Source organism: Streptomyces sp. NBC_01217 (assembly GCF_035994185.1).
Lineage (GTDB): Bacteria > Actinomycetota > Actinomycetes > Streptomycetales > Streptomycetaceae > Streptomyces.
Map to the genome: position 1 here is coordinate 8,212,057 of NZ_CP108538.1, position 14,492 is coordinate 8,226,548.

The 14,492-nt window shown below is 70.7% G+C and carries 15 protein-coding genes; 9 read left to right on the plus strand and 6 right to left on the minus strand.

Features of this window, described 5'->3' with window-relative positions:
* Position 1: 1 nt before the first annotated feature.
* Complete coding sequence (locus OG507_RS36640; protein WP_327371400.1) at positions 2–2,233, minus strand: DEAD/DEAH box helicase; 2,232 nt, start codon at positions 2,231–2,233, stop codon at positions 2–4.
* Between the two features lie 238 nt (positions 2,234–2,471).
* On the opposite strand from OG507_RS36640, the gene OG507_RS36645 reads away from it, so the two are divergent.
* Complete coding sequence (locus OG507_RS36645; protein ID WP_327371401.1) at positions 2,472–3,971, plus strand: S1 RNA-binding domain-containing protein; 1,500 nt, start codon at positions 2,472–2,474, stop codon at positions 3,969–3,971.
* Positions 3,972–4,056: 85 nt separating this feature from the next.
* Here the strand turns inward: OG507_RS36645 and OG507_RS36650 are convergent, their stop codons facing one another.
* Entirely contained in the window at positions 4,057–4,662 is a 606-nt protein-coding gene (locus OG507_RS36650; RefSeq protein WP_327371402.1) for a hypothetical protein, read from the minus strand.
* A gap of 302 nt (positions 4,663–4,964) precedes the next feature.
* Between OG507_RS36650 and OG507_RS36655 the strand changes: the two genes are divergently transcribed.
* From OG507_RS36655 to OG507_RS36665, 3 genes are all read left to right on the plus strand, one after another.
* Positions 4,965–5,765 carry a VOC family protein gene (locus OG507_RS36655; RefSeq protein WP_327371403.1) on the plus strand — a complete coding sequence of 267 codons (801 nt, stop codon included), beginning with the start codon at positions 4,965–4,967 and terminating at the stop codon, positions 5,763–5,765.
* A gap of 73 nt (positions 5,766–5,838) precedes the next feature.
* The gene (locus OG507_RS36660; RefSeq protein ID WP_327371404.1) at positions 5,839–6,093 is read left to right on the plus strand and encodes a WhiB family transcriptional regulator; all 255 of its coding nucleotides are present in this window, start codon (positions 5,839–5,841) and stop codon (positions 6,091–6,093) included.
* 62 nt (positions 6,094–6,155) lie between these two features.
* On the plus strand, positions 6,156–6,656 hold the full coding sequence (locus tag OG507_RS36665) for a tetratricopeptide repeat protein (protein WP_327371405.1): 501 nt from the start codon (positions 6,156–6,158) through the stop codon (positions 6,654–6,656).
* Between the two features lie 79 nt (positions 6,657–6,735).
* On the opposite strand, the gene OG507_RS36670 is transcribed toward OG507_RS36665, so the two are convergent.
* Together OG507_RS36670 and OG507_RS36675 are read right to left on the minus strand one after the other, a co-directional pair.
* The gene (locus OG507_RS36670) at positions 6,736–7,710 is read right to left on the minus strand and encodes an acyl-ACP desaturase (RefSeq protein WP_327371406.1); all 975 of its coding nucleotides are present in this window, start codon (positions 7,708–7,710) and stop codon (positions 6,736–6,738) included.
* 203 nt (positions 7,711–7,913) lie between these two features.
* A complete protein-coding gene (locus OG507_RS36675; protein WP_327371407.1) occupies positions 7,914–8,330 on the minus strand; it encodes an SsgA family sporulation/cell division regulator in 417 nt (138 codons plus the stop codon).
* Between the two features lie 184 nt (positions 8,331–8,514).
* On the opposite strand from OG507_RS36675, the gene OG507_RS36680 reads away from it, so the two are divergent.
* The gene (locus OG507_RS36680; RefSeq protein ID WP_327371408.1) at positions 8,515–9,615 is read left to right on the plus strand and encodes a WD40/YVTN/BNR-like repeat-containing protein; all 1,101 of its coding nucleotides are present in this window, start codon (positions 8,515–8,517) and stop codon (positions 9,613–9,615) included.
* Positions 9,616–9,637: 22 nt separating this feature from the next.
* Here the strand turns inward: OG507_RS36680 and OG507_RS36685 are convergent, their stop codons facing one another.
* Complete coding sequence (locus tag OG507_RS36685) at positions 9,638–9,937, minus strand: YciI family protein (RefSeq protein ID WP_327371409.1); 300 nt, start codon at positions 9,935–9,937, stop codon at positions 9,638–9,640.
* A 74-nt stretch (positions 9,938–10,011) separates the two neighbouring features.
* On the opposite strand from OG507_RS36685, the gene OG507_RS36690 reads away from it, so the two are divergent.
* Both OG507_RS36690 and mmpA read left to right on the plus strand, forming a co-directional pair.
* Positions 10,012–10,689, plus strand: coding sequence for an endonuclease V (locus OG507_RS36690; protein ID WP_327371410.1), 678 nt, complete (start codon positions 10,012–10,014; stop codon positions 10,687–10,689).
* 49 nt (positions 10,690–10,738) lie between these two features.
* Entirely contained in the window at positions 10,739–10,882 is a 144-nt protein-coding gene (gene mmpA / locus OG507_RS36695) for a morphogenic membrane protein MmpA (protein ID WP_327371411.1), read from the plus strand.
* A 40-nt stretch (positions 10,883–10,922) separates the two neighbouring features.
* Here the strand turns inward: mmpA and OG507_RS36700 are convergent, their stop codons facing one another.
* Complete coding sequence (locus OG507_RS36700) at positions 10,923–12,113, minus strand: saccharopine dehydrogenase family protein (RefSeq protein WP_327371412.1); 1,191 nt, start codon at positions 12,111–12,113, stop codon at positions 10,923–10,925.
* Between the two features lie 204 nt (positions 12,114–12,317).
* Here OG507_RS36700 and OG507_RS36705 point away from each other — a divergent pair, with 204 nt between their 5' ends.
* Together OG507_RS36705 and OG507_RS36710 are read left to right on the plus strand one after the other, a co-directional pair.
* Positions 12,318–13,460 (plus strand): CaiB/BaiF CoA transferase family protein, encoded by a 1,143-nt coding sequence (locus OG507_RS36705; RefSeq protein WP_327371413.1) that lies wholly within the window; start codon positions 12,318–12,320, stop codon positions 13,458–13,460.
* Positions 13,460–14,485, plus strand: a complete 1,026-nt coding sequence (locus OG507_RS36710; RefSeq protein ID WP_327371414.1) for an LLM class F420-dependent oxidoreductase — start codon at positions 13,460–13,462, stop codon at positions 14,483–14,485. The genes OG507_RS36705 and OG507_RS36710 overlap by 1 nt, the downstream gene beginning before the upstream one ends.
* Positions 14,486–14,492: the final 7 nt, after the last annotated feature.

Sequence of the window (14,492 nt, forward strand, 5' to 3'; positions counted from 1 at the left end):
GTCAGCCCTGCGACACCGCTCCAGCCACTTCGGCCGCTCCGACTGCTCCGGCCGCTCCGGTCGCAAGGCGCAGCTGTTCCTCCTCGACGATGCGTCGGGCGAGAGCCCCGTCCGACACATCCACGGCGTCCGGCGTCGTCTCGGCGACGTCGCTGCGCCGTGCGTACAGGTCGAACAGCCGCTCCTTGCGGGCCAGGATGTTCAGCATCCGCTCGTCGACGCTGTCGGCCGCGAGGAGCCGGTGCACCTGGACGGTCCGTATCTGACCCATCCGATGGGCGCGGGCCACGGCCTGGTGCTCCATCGTCGGCTTGATCTGCGGTTCGCAGATGATGACGACCGAAGCGGCCTGCATGTTCAGTCCGACGCCACCGGCCTGGATCTGGCTCAGCAGGACGGCATGGCCCTCGACAGCGGCGAAATCGTCGATCATCTCCTGGCGCCGGGCGGCCGGGAGGCTTCCCGTGAGCGGCCCGAACACGCCCTTCCCCAGGGCCTGTCCGACCGTGAGGAGCACCTCGCGGAAGTAGGAGAACACCACGACCTTGAGGCCGTTGTCCGCGGCCTCGGCGACCAGCTCGCGCAGCCGGTTCAGCTTCGCGGACGTGTCGGGCCGGGCGTAGGCGGCCCGGCGCATCCGCATGAACTGCCCGGCGCCCACCGCCTCGCGATAGGCGTCGAGATCGTCCTCGCTGAACGCCTCCCACTCGTCGACCTGCACCAGCGCCGGGAGTTCGGTCAGGACGTCCGCCTGATTGCGCCGCAGATAGGCCGGGGCGACGGCCCTGCGGAAGGCGTGCGAACCGGCGGCTCCATGGGTGGTGTGGATCGAGGGGGCCAGTTCGGGCTGGAGATGGCGGACGAGGCTGCGGAACTCCTCGACCCGGTTCTCCATCGGCGTACCGGTCAGGAACAGCACCCGCTCGGTCCGCTGCGTCCAGCCGGACACCGCACGGGAGCGGCGGGTCGCGGGGTTCTTGACGTAGTGCGCCTCGTCGACCACCAGCATGCCGGGCCTCATGCCGCAGTCCCGGGGGCCCGGCAGGGTGTGCAGGGCGTCGAACGTGGTGAGGGCGACCCCGCCGCTCTCCCGCCACTCGGCGAAGGCGCCCTGCCGCTCGGGGCCGTGCACCGGCAGTGCGCGCAGGGTGGAGCGGGAACGGACCTCGCGCGCCCAGTTGATCAGCACGCTCGCCGGGCACACCACCAGAAAGTGTGTCTCGCCCCTAGCCGAGAGATGCGCGAGCGCGGCGATGGCCTGCACGGTCTTGCCGAGCCCCATCTCGTCGCCGAGGATCACCCGTTTCTGCGCGAGCGCGAAGCGGGCGCCGAACGACTGGTAGCCGCGCAGCGAGACGCGCAGATGGGCGTCGTCCAGCCGTAGACCGCGCACCCGGTCCGCGATCCCGGACGGGAGGAACCCCTCGGCCGCGTCCCGGTCGGGCCCGGTGCCCGACATCTCGGCGAGCAGGCTGTAGTACTCGGCGGAACGGAGCTCGAAGTCGACCCACGCCGCGACGTCCGACTCCGCGTCCCGCAGCAGATCGACCGACACCTGCCCGAACAACAGGGGCAGCCCGCGCGCGGCCGCTTCGGCGACGACGGCCCGCAGCGAGGCGACGGCCTCCAGCGCCCGGGCGCGGACCTGCCGCCGGGTGAACAGCATGCGCAGCCGCCCCCGCGCCGGTCCTGCCGCGGCCAGCAGGGGTTCGAGCCGCCCGACGAGCCGGCCCGCCGCGTCCACGGCCCGGCGGACGTCGGGACCGGCCTCGACCAGCCGGTGCAAGGCGGTGACCAGTGCGGTCGTGGAGTCGTCCGGGGTGTCCACGTCTATCCGGACCGCGACAGTGTCCCGTACGGCGTGGGCGATCTGCCCGGCCGCGGCCAGTGCCTGGTCGGCGGTCTGCGCGCCGACCCCGGGGATCTGGCGCAGCTCGTACCGGTTCGCCTCGTGGACCTGACCGACGGTCGTGAAGCCGGCCTGCTCGACCGCGCCGAGCCGCAGTCGGCCCTCGGTGACGTCCTTGAGCCGGGAGACCGGGATGGCCGACAGCTCGCGACTGATGAGGGAGTCGAGCAGCGGAGCCAGCGCCGAGTGCACGGCATCGACGGCGCGGGCGTGATCGGCCCGCACCGCGCGCGCCGACTCCAGCAGCCGCTCGGCCTGCGCAAGCAGCTCCCGGGCGGCCCTTCCCGTGGGCGCCCCGTCCTCCGTCGGTCCGGCCTCTGTCATGTACGTTCCTCTGTCCGCGCAGCCCGGCTGCCTTCCTGCCCCGGCACCTGCCCCAGGCGATTCATATCGTGCCACGCGGCTCGGACAGTGCCTTTGGCCCGGGACGCGGGCGGTCGGCGTTCCGCCGGGAAGAGCAGCAGGACCTCCAGGGCCCACACGCAGGCACCGGACCGCACCTTCACCAACTCGGCGTCGGCGCCCGTGCGCTCGGCGGGGGCCGTACCGTACGCTCCCGGCCGTGAGCCCACACCTGGTCTGCCACCGGATCACCAAGTACGACCCTGCCGACCGCGACCAGTACGGCAGGTACACCGGCGCCGAGGACTCGGTCAGTGACCACGGGCCGGTCGAATCCGCCTATCTGGAGGCGGTGGCCGCGTTCGCCGAGGAGAGCGGGATCCACCACCTGACGATCCGGGAGCCGCAGATCGCCGGTTCCGTCAACTTCGGCCTGGAGGCGCCCATCGCCGGGCACGGCCTGGCCGGGTTGTTCCCACCCGACCTCACCGGCTACCACGACGGAGCGGAGGTACGCGTCGCGGTCGGACTGGAACTCCTCCGGGCCATGCTCCGTGACAACGGCGCATGGTGCCGGCTGGAGGTGGAGGACACATTCGCCGTACATGTGGGGTACGACCAGTACGTCTACGTGGCCTGCAGCGATCCCTGCCCCGACGCCGTGGCCCGTACCCGCGCACTGGGGCTGTTCGCGGAGCGTGTGCAGGAGTCGCCTCTCATCCCGGATTTCGAGGACGAGGCGGTGGAACAGAGACCGGCGGACGACGACTTCTGGCAGCTCCTGTACCTGACCGTACCCAGGGGCGGGACACTGCTCCTCCAAGAGGGCTACGTGGGAAATGCCACCCGCTGGCACCGCGTCACCCGTGCCGGTATCGAAGACGTCCGGGCCGGACTCGCTCCTCGCGCGTGGCTGACGGTGTGGCCGGACTTCCTGTCCCATGACGTCGATGCCGTGCTCGGCGCACTTCCCGACGAGTACACCGACGAGTTCATCATGGTGGACGCGGCCGGACGGATCAGCAGCTTCATGGCCCACGAGGTGACCGAGGCCGCACTGAGAATGCGGCTGGCCGACGCACGTGCCGTGGGCATCTTGTACGTTCTCGGCGACCAGCGGGAGCAGGAGCCGCTGTTCACCGCCGTGCTGCCGGACGAAGACGGTGTGCTCCGGGCCCGATGGAGAACGGATCCGACGCCGAGCGACATCCGCTGGGCCGTCCTTCACAAGGTGAACCGTGGCGAGATCCGCTCGGGCACTGTCACCTCGATCGCCGGCTGTGGGGTGTTCGTCGACATCGGCGAGGTGGAAGGCGTGATCAATGCCGCCGAACTGTCCTGGCAGAGCTTCGAGCAGTACACCGATGTCGTCGAAGTCGGCCAGGACATCACCGTGGAGGTCCTCGATGTGGATCCGGTCCGGGAAAGGATCTCCCTCTCCCGGAAGGCATTGCTGGAGGACCCGCTGCCACCGTTCGTTTCGCGCGTCGGTGAGATCGGCCCGGGGCGCGTCACAAGACTGGTTCCCTTCGGTGCGTTCGTCCGTATCGGCGGACAGGAGAACGGGTTCGAAGGACTGGTCCACAACTCCGAGTTGGCCGAAGGACCGGTGGAGAGGCCCGAGGACGTGGTGGCGGTCGGCGACGAGATCGTAGTGAAGATCACCGAGATCGACCGCGAGCGCCATCGCATGACGCTGTCGCACCGACAGACTCTCTGAACGGCCGCACTGCCGCGACGACAACCGCCGGGTGACGCTCCGGCACCTCGGAGTCACCCGGCGGTCGTGGCGAACGCCTGCGGTGCTACGCGACGAGGTCGAACACCCACCAGTCGGTGTCGTCGCGCTCCCGCAGATAGATGCGGGAGCCACGGCAGACCAGCGCGTTCTGTCTCAGCGCACCTCCGTCCGGCCGGGACGCCGGTGTCCGGTGGCCGTCCGGTTCGACGGCCGTTTCGGTGATCCGGCCGTGTTCCAGTGTCCCGTCGCCGTACACCCCTTCATCGAAGTAGCCCACCCACAGAGCCCCCGACGCATCGGCCAGCAGATGTTCGATGGCGTCGCCCACGCGGAACGTCCACGACGGCCGTCCCAGCGCGTCGAAGACCTGCACATGCTGCTCGTCGGCCTCGCTGCGCGGATCCGCGAGGACGAATCCGCCGTCCGGCAGGGCGTCCAGTGCGGGCCGGTACAACTGGACCGCACCGAGGTGTGTCTCGTACAGCTTGCCGTGGTCCGCGGTGACGACCACCGCGTCGTACGGATCGACCGGCCCCCGTCCCCGCTCGGGCGCGCGCCCGGTGAGCAGCCGGTGCACGCGGCCGTACACATCGACGGTGCTGTTGAACAGGTGCAGTCGTCCGCACGCGCGCGGCATGCGGGCGTACTCGGTCAGACGGATGGACTCCATGGTGCTCCTCGGCGGATTGCGTGAACGGTCGGCTGCGGATGTCCGCAGGGACCGGCGGCGCGTTGGCCAGGGGCCGGAGCGAGGGGCGCCTACGCGGCATGAGCCTTTCTGGTGGTCACGGGGAGATCTTCCATGGAGCGGCGGTCGTGAGCGATGCAGCGGGCGGACGGAAATGGCCCCGCCCGGCGCCTCGGCCGCGGGCTGCGGTTGTCAGTGCCGGGTGCCAGACTCGGAACGTCGGGTATGACTCTGCACCGCAAGACCCCGCGCCGCGAGAACGGGCCTCATCGAAGGAGCTCGCCATGCTCACCACCCGTTTTGTCACCGGAGCGCCCAACTGGATCGATCTGGGCACGCCCGACCTCGACGGGGCCATCGCGTTCTACACCGGCCTCTTCGGCTGGGAGTATCTGGCCGGAGGCCCGGAGACCGGCGGCTACGGAATGTTCACGCTGGGCGGGAAGAGGGTCGGCGGCGCGATGACGGTCTCCGAGGAGCAGGCGAAGCCGTCCTGGTCGGTGTACTTCCGGTCGTCGGACGCCGATGCCACGGCGAAGGCGGTCCAGCAGGCCGGTGGCAGTGTGCCGTTCGCCCCGATGGATGTCCTGGACTTCGGGAGGATGGCCGGTTTCAAGGACCGGGCGGGGGCGTTCTTCGGGATCTGGGAGCCGAGGGAGAATCCGGGCTTCGGCGTGGTGGGCGTCGCCGGCTCCCTGTGCTGGACCGAGCTGTACACCCCGGACGTGCCGGCGGCCGCCGCGTTCTACGACACCGTATTCGGATGGGAGACCGGCCAGACGCCGTACCCCGGAGGCGGCGGGGCCTATACGGTGATCAGGACCAAGGGCGGTGGCGCGGACGCGGGCTTCGGCGGTCTGGTGCCGCTCAATGCCGTACCGACACAAGCAGTCGCCGGACCGCACTGGCTGCCCTACTTCGAGGTCGACGACTGCGACGCCGCCGTCGCGGACGTGGAGCGGCTGGGCGGCAAACTGACGCTGGAGCCGATGGAGATGGAAGGCGTGGGCAAGTTCGCCAACGTCGCCGATCCCGACGGAGCGGAATTCGCCGTGATCAAGAGCGCACAGGCGTCGGAGAGCTGACCGGAAGCCAACGGCGCGCCGCATTGATGACGCGTTGATCGGTCGTTTATCCCGACCGGGCACTGTGTCTTCCATGCTGATCAACACCGCGGCCGACACCGCGCTCGCCTGGCAGGAGACAGCGCTGTGCGCGCAGGCGGGGCCCGAGTTCTTCTTTCCTGCTCCCGGCAGCTCCACACGTGAGGCCAAGCAGCTCTGCAACGCCTGCGAGGGGCGCGAGGCATGCCTGGAGTACGCCCTGGCCAACGACGAGCGCTTCGGCGTATGGGGCGGCCTCTCCGAGAAGGAGCGGGACCGGCTGCGCAGAACCGGCCGCGGCCAGGCCTGAATCCGGCCTGCCCGGACATCGTCCCAGGCGGGACAGGCCCGCATGCCTGGGACGATGTCCGTATGAATGATCACGACAGGGACGCTCGGCTCGCGGCGGCCGTGCGGCTGCGCATCGACGGCCGTCCCGAGGAGGCCCGACAGCAGCTGCTGTTCCTCGCCGCCGCCTTCCCCACGGATGCCGAAGTGGCCTACCAGACCGCCTGGGTCCACGATGTGCTCGGTCTGGAGGCCGAGGCCGTGCCGTTCTACGAGCGCTGCCTGGACGGGACCGGGCTGTCGGACGAGGACCGCCGGGGTGCGCTGCTCGGCCTCGGCAGCACTCATCGGGTGCTGGGACAGTACGAGCGGGCCGTCGAGGTCCTGCGCGGCGGTGTCGAGCGGTTCCCCGACGACGGGGCGCTGCGGACGTTTCTGGCCATGGCCCTCTTCAACACCGGCGAGCACCATGAATCCGTGCAGCTGCTGCTGGGAGTGCTCGCCGCCACCAGCGAGGACCCGCATGTACGCAAGTACCGAAGGGCGATCGAGCACTACGCGCAGGACCTGCACGAAACGATGTGAGCCGGGCGCGGGGTGATGTGCCCCAGGGTCTGTCCGGCGGGTCGGGGCCAGATCCTCGCCCCGACCCGCCGGCCGGGCGTCACGCCAGGACGCGCGCCGCCATGCGGGCCTTGCGGGCCGCCAGCTTCTCGTCGAATTTCGACGCCTCGCTGTCCAGGCCGCCCATGTACAGGCCCAGCTCCTCCTGCGCCTTCAGGCCGTCGGGGTTCAGACCGTCGATGTCGAGGACCTTCAGGTAGCGCAGCACGGGCTGGATCACGTCGTCGTGGTGGATGCGCATGTTGTAGATCTCGCCGATCGCCATCTGCGCGGCGGCCCGCTCGAAGCCCGGCATGCCGTGACCGGGCATGCGGAAGTTGACGACGACATCGCGCACGGCCTGCATCGTCAGGTCCGGGGCGAGCTCGAACGCCGCGCCGAGAAGGTTGCGGTAGAAGACCATGTGCAGGTTCTCGTCGGTCGCGATCCGCACCAGCATGCGGTCGCAGACCGGGTCGCCCGACTGGTGGCCGGTATTGCGGTGCGAGACGCGGGTGGCCAGCTCCTGGAAGGCGACGTACGCCACCGAGTGCAGCATCGAGTGGCGGTTGTCGGACTCGAAGCCCTCAGCCATGTGCGCCATCCGGAACTGCTCCAGCTTGTCCGGGTCGACGGCGCGCGAGGTGAGCAGGTAGTCGCGCATCACGATGCCGTGCCGGCCCTCCTCCGCCGTCCAGCGGTGCACCCAGGTGCCCCACGCACCGTCACGGCCGAAGAGGGTGGCGATCTCGTGGTGGTAGCTGGGGAGGTTGTCCTCGGTCAGCAGATTCACCACCAGCGCGATCTTGCCGATGTCGGTGACCTTGGACTGATCGGCCTGCCATGCCTCGCCGTCCTCGAAGACGCCCGGGAAATTCCGCCCGTCGGAGAACGGTACGTACTCGTGGGGCATCCAGTCCTTGGCGACCTTGAGATGGCGGTTGAGCTCCTTCTCCACCACCTCTTCCAGGGCGTACAGCATCTGGGCGTCGGTCCACGCCTTCGGGCTGCCGAGGTGGGGAGCGCTGATCGTCACGGGAACTCCTGGGGACGGGAGAATTACCTACGGATACGTAGGTTACGAGACCGTAGGTTAAAGCGGCAGTAAGGCCTTCTCCAAGCCCGCCACCGCGATGCCCGATTACGTAACGTTATGTGCGCCGGTCGCGGGGTGTTCCGGGCCCGGCTCCGCACGGCCGGGCCGGCCCTCGCGCCGGCCGGTTCACCCCGGACGCGAGGTCAGCAGGGTCCGCCGAGCAGATCGGTCAGGCTCCGGTCGAGATCCAGGAACCGGTGTTCGTCGCCGGCCGGCACCAGTTCCTGCGCCCGCTCCAGAAAACGACGCAGCTCCGACGTACGGACGTGCACCATCGCGATTCCCTCGGCGGCGTGGAACTCAAGGACCGTGCGGTCGTATCCGAACGGCCTGATGCGTACGTCCCCGACACCGGCGGCCGTGTCCACTCCCGCCGTGAGCAGCTCGCGGGAGAACTCCCAGGACACCTCGGTGCCTTCCAGGGTCGCCGTCGCCGGGAACGCCATGCGTACGGCGAACGGATCTTTCCGGTCGTAGTGCAGCGTGGCGGGAAGGGTCTCCATCCGCGGTGCGGATGCGACCATGCGGGCCTGCACGGACTGCTCGATAACGGTGGACAAGACCTGCTCCCTTTCTCGGCCAGATGAACGGTTCCCGGCACTGATGAGGACGACGGAAATCCCTTGTTCGTGCACTGGGAGGTGGCGTGAGCTGTGTCACCGCGCGCCGCAGCCCCGATCGCGCATCCGCTCCCCTCCGGTGCGCCCTGGACGGGGCACGGCTCGTGGGCTAGCTTCCAGCGCCATGAGGGCCATGGGGAAGACGAGACGACTGATGTCATGGGGGCTCTGTGTGGCGGCGCTGACCGCAACACTGGCCACACCGGCAGCCGCGGCGACGCCGGGGGAGCGGCACCGGCCGGGCGAACGACCGGCCTGGACCCTCACCGGGACAGGGACGGATGCCCGCTTCCGCGGGCTCGCCGCCGTCAGCCGCCGCACCGCCTGGGTCGCGGGCTCGAAGGGCACGGTGCTGCGTACGCTCGACGGCGGCCGTCACTGGCGTGATGTGTCACCGCCCGGCGCGGCACAGGAGGCGCTGGAGTTCCGCGACATCGAGGCGTTCGACGCCCGGCGCGCGGTGGCCCTGGCCATCGGGGAGGGCGAGGCCTCCAGGGTCTTCCGCACGGACGACGGCGGAGCGACCTGGACGGAGTCGTTCCGTAACGCCGATGCCCGCGCCTTCTACGACTGCCTCACCTTCTTCGACAGCCGGCACGGACTCGCGATGAGCGATCCCGTCGACGGGAAGTTCCGCATCCTGTCGACCGCGGACGGCGGCCGGAGCTGGCGGGTGCTGCCCGCCGCGGGCATGCCGGACGCCCAGGCCGGTGAGGCCGGGTTCGCCGCCAGTGGCCAGTGCCTGGTCGCATCGGGCCCCAAGGACGTCTGGCTGGCGACCGGGGGCGCCGCCACCGCACGGGTGCTGCACTCCGCGGACCGCGGGCTGACCTGGACCGTGACCGAATCGACGATCCCGGCAGGCGACCCGGCCCGCGGTGTCTTCGGCCTGGCCTTCCGCGACCGCCACCACGGCATCGCGGTCGGCGGCGACTACCGGGCCGGTCAGCCGTCGCCGGACGCCGCGGCGCTGACGGGCAACGGCGGCCGCAGCTGGCAGTCGTCCGCCACCCCGCCCGTCTCCTACCGCTCGGGCGTCGCCTGGCTGCCGCACAGCAGGTCGGGTGCGCTGGCGGTCGGCCCGACCGGCACGGACCTCACCGTGGACGGCGGCCGCACCTGGCGCGCGGTCGACACCGGCTCGTACGACACCGTCGACTGCACACCGGACGGCGGCTGCTGGGCCGCGGGCGAGAGCGGACGGGTGGCACGCGCGGGGTTCTAGGAGGGCGCCGTACCGGCAGCGGTCACCCCGGCAACTGCTGCCGGTACGGGGCGAGTTCGTCGGAGGTCTTCGTCGCGATGAACTCCGTGATCCGGTACGCGCACACGCCCTGCGCCGCGAACGGATCCTGTGCCGCGATCTCCTCGATCCGCGCGCGGTCGTCCCCGACGGCCAGGATCACCCCGCCGTCGCGCGGGTTCTTGCGGCCCGAGGCGATGAACACCCCGGCCTCGTACTGCGTGTCCAGCCAGGCGACATGATCCTGCAACAGCGCGTCGACGCGCTCGACGGGTGCGGTGTAGGTCAGCTCAAGTACGAACATGACCGGCAGGTTACGGGACTCCTGGCCCGGCGCCCGGCCGGCCGCCGTGCCCGTTGCCTAGACTTGACGGCACTATGACAACGCTCCCGATGCCCGCCGACGAGGCCGAAGCCCGAGCCGTTCAGGACGCCCTGCGCCCCCTGGTGGTGCTCGACGAACCCGGCCCGCCGCCAGGCACCGGCCGGGTCACGGGGGTCGACGTCGCCTACGACGACGAGCGCGATGTCGTCGTGGCGGCGGCCGTCGTCCTCGACGAGGCGACGCTCGACGTGGTCGCCGAGGCCACCGCCGTAGGCCGGGTCACCTTCCCGTACATCCCCGGACTCCTCGCCTTCCGGGAGATCCCGACCGTGCTGGCCGCGCTGGAGTCCCTGCCGGTCGACCCCGGACTCGTGGTCTGCGACGGATACGGCCTGGCGCATCCGCGCCGCTTCGGACTCGCCAGTCACCTCGGGGTGATCACCGGACTCCCGGTGATCGGCGTCGCCAAGAACCCGTTCACCTTCGCGTACGAGCAGCCGGGCCCCCGCAGGGGCGACTGGTCGCCGCTGCTCGACGGAGAGGAGGAGGTGGGCCGGGCGCTGCGCACCCAGGAAGGCGTCAAGCCGGTCTTCGTCTCCGTGGGACACCGGACCGGTCTGGAGAACGCCTGTGCCCACACACTGCTGCTGGCCCGCGACTTCCGCCAGCCGGAGACCACCCGCAGGGCCGACGCGCTCTGCCGCCGGGCCCTGCGGGAAGCGACCGCCTGAGTATCTGTACGGATGACGCCCGCCGATCATGACGGGCAAACTGCTTCACATGACCGAACATCGAACGTCCACACGACCAGGAACCGTCTATCTTGCCCAGCGCCGGGTCGCGGTGGGAATGACGCTCGGCATCGTCGCCGGAGCGGTCTGGACGGTCTCGATGATCTGCACGCTGGTGGCCTGGGTGCTGTGACCCGCGGGGTGCACCACCCCGCGGCCGGTCGCCGGTCCGCTCAGCGCACCGCCGCCACCCGGAAGCGCAGTCCGGCCGCGCGCAGCCGCTCCAGCAGCGCGTCACCCATCGCGACGGCGGTCGTGACCTGCCCCGATGTCGGCGCAAGTTCGTCCAGGGCGAGACAGAGCGCGGACTCGCCGAGCATCTTCGCCGTCTCGCCGTAACCGGGGTCGCCGCCCGACACCTCGGTGAACACCCGGCGCCCACCGCCCTCGCCGACGAAGCGCACGCTGAACCAGCTGCGCCTCCTGCGCCCGGCGTCCGGGCCCTCACCCGGCTCGTACCGGTCCATCAGCCAGGACCGCGCCGCCGGTATCTGTGCGGCACCCAGGAGCGCGCCGATCGCGGCCGTGCCGCCCAGCGCCACGGGCAGATGCCGCACCGAGGCGAAGTGGCGGTATCGGAAGTCGGGGCCGTATCGGGCCAGCCCCCGCGCCGAGCGTTCGACGACCTGCGGGTCCAGCGTGGGCAGCGGCAGCGCCCAGGTGCCGGTCTCCGCGCTGAAGTGCGGGCTGCCGAGCCGTGCGCGGGCGCGGCGCGCGACCAGTCGGGGCTCGTGCAGACGGCGTTCCTGTGCGAGCCGCAGCATCTGTGGGCCGCGGCCCATCGAGGTGAGCGCGGAGGCGAACGTACCGCCGGAGAAGGCGGCGTTGGTGCGGACGAAACCGTCGATCGTCAGCGGCACGTCCTGCGGCAGCTGCTGGACGGTGAAGTACACCCCGAGGTCGTGGGGTACGGAGTCGAAACCGCAGGCGTGCACGAGTCGTGCCCCGGTCTCGCGGGCCCGCGTGTCGTGCTCCAGGAACATCCGGTCCACGAACTCCGCCTCGCCGGTGAGGTCCGTGTAGTCCGTCCCCGCCTCGGCGCAGGCCGCGACCAGCCGTTCGCCGTACCAGACGTACGGGCCCACCGTCGTGGCCACCACATGGGTGGATTCGGCGAGTTCGCGCAGCGAGCGCTCGTCCTCGGCGTCGGCGTGCAGCAGCGGGAGATCCGCGCAGCGGGGATCGATCGTGGTGAGGCGTTCGCGCAGTTGCTCCAGTTTGGCCCGGTTGCGTCCGGCCACGGCCCAGCGGCAGCCGGCGGGTGCGTGGGCGGCGAGATATTCGGCGGTGAGGGCGCCCACGAAGCCGGTGGCGCCGAAGAGGACCACGTCGTAGGGGCGTTGTGCCCCGTTCTGCCTGTTCATGACTGCCTCCGCAGGGGCCGGCGCCGATGTAGCAGGCAGAGGTTAGCGGAGGGGTTCGTGGCGGTGTGCGGCCGGGCGGCGATCGTGGGGGAGGATCCCGGGGAAAGTGCTAAGCGCTTGCTCGCCCCAAGGGGTTGTGCGGAGCGTGGTGCGTTCTTAGCATCATCGCTGTTACATCAGTTGTGTCACACCGCTGGGGGTTTGATGGCAACGACGGAGCGCGGCCCGCTGGCAGGCGTGCGCGTGGTCGAGCTGGCGGGCATCGGACCCGGGCCGTTTGCCGCGATGCTGCTGGCCGACCTCGGCGCCGATGTCGTCAGGGTCGACCGGCCCGCCGGTCCGGGGCTCGGCATCGACCCCGCGTACGACCTCACCAACCGCAACAAGCGCTCCGTGCTCATCGACCTCAAGGCCGAGGACGGGGCGGGCCAGGTGCTCGATCTGGTCGAGCGCGCCGACATCCTGATCGAGGGCTACCGGCCGGGCGTCGCCGAACGCCTCGGTGTCGGCCCCGCCGCCGCGCTGGCCCGCAATCCGCAGCTCGTGTACGGACGGATGACCGGCTGGGGCCAGGACGGGCCGCTCGCCGAACGGGCCGGGCACGACATCGCCTACATCGCCCTCACCGGCACGCTCTCCATGATCGGCAAGCCCGGTGAGCCGCCCACCGTCCCGGCCAATCTGCTCGGCGACTACGCGGGCGGCTCGCTCTATCTCGTCGTCGGGGTCCTCGCCGCCCTCCAGCACGCCCGCACTCCCGGCGGCCGGGGCCAGGTCGTGGACGCGGCGATCGTCGACGGCGCCGCTCATCTCGCCACGATGATCCACGGCATGCTGGCGGCCGGGGGCTGGCAGGACCGGCGCGGCTCCAACCTCCTGGACGGCGGCTGCCCGTTCTACGGCACGTACGAGACCTCCGACGGCCAGTACATGGCGGTCGGCCCGTTGGAACGGCGGTTCTACGACGAGTTCAGCGGGCTCCTCGGCATCGGGGACCAGGCCCCGGACCGGGGGGACATCGCCCGCTGGGAGGAACTGCGCACGCTCGTCGCCGACCGGTTCAGGAGCCGTACGCGCGCGGAGTGGAGCGAGGTGTTCGAGGGCACGGACGCCTGTGTCGCCCCCGTCCTCTCGCTCCACGAGGCGCCCCACCACCCGCACATCGCCGCCCGCTCCACCTTCGTCGAGCACGGCGGACTCACCCAGCCGGCCCCCGCACCCCGCTTCTCCGCCACCCCCGTGTCCGTACGCAGCGGGCCCGCACTGCCCGGCGCGGACACCGAGGCCGTCGCCGCCGACTGGAACGTACCCAGCATCACGAGGCCCCGGAAGGACACCACCGACTGATGGAACTCTCCCTGCCGCTGAACTACGCGGGCGACCCGCGCGAGGCCTGCGACCAGGTCGCGGCGCTGGAGTCCGCCGGACTCGACGCCGTGTGGGTCGCGGAGGCGTACGGCTTCGACTCGCCCACGATCATGGGCTATCTGGCCGCCCGCACCGAACGCATGAAGATCGGCGCGGCCATTCTCAACGTCTACTCCCGCACCCCCGCCCTCATCGCCCAGACCGGCGCCGGACTCGATGCGGTCTCCGGCGGCCGGGCGCTGCTCGGGCTCGGCGCGTCCGGGCCGCAGGTCGTCGAGGGCTGGCACGGCAAGGCGTACGACAAGCCGCTCGGCCGGACCCGCGAGACCGTCGAACTGTGCCGCCGGATCTGGCGCCGCGAGATCATCGACCACCACGGCATCACCGACATGCCACTGCCGAAGGAGAAGGGCGGCAGGCTCGGCAAGCCGCTGAAGATCCTCACCCGTCCGGTGCGCGAGGAGATCCCGCTCTACATCGCCTCCCTCGGCCCCGCCAATGTCCGGCTCACCGCCGAGATCGCCGACGGCTGGCTGCCGACGCTCTACCTCCCCGAGAAGGCCCGGCAGGTGTGGGGCACCGCGCTCGCCGAAGGCGCGGCGAAGCGCGATCCTGCGCGCGGACCCCTGCAGACCGTCGCAGGCGGTCTCCTCTCCATCGGCGACGACGCGGCCGCGCTCAGGGACCTCGCCCGCCCGCAGATCGCGCTGTACGTCGGCGGCATGGGCGCCAAGGGCAAGAACTTCTACAACGACCTCGCCGTCGCCTACGGGTACGAGAAGGAAGCAGCCCTCATCCAGGAGCTCTACCTCGCCGGGAAGAAGAAGGAGGCCGAGGCCGCCGTCCCCGACGAATTCTGCGAGCTCATGTCGCTGTGCGGCCCCGAGGGCTACGTACGCGACCGCATCGAGGCCTTCCGCGAGTCCGGCGTGACGATGCTCAACGTCATTCCGGTCGGCTCCGAACCGGCCCGGCTGATCTCCACCGTCAAGAACTGGCTCTAGGAGGCTT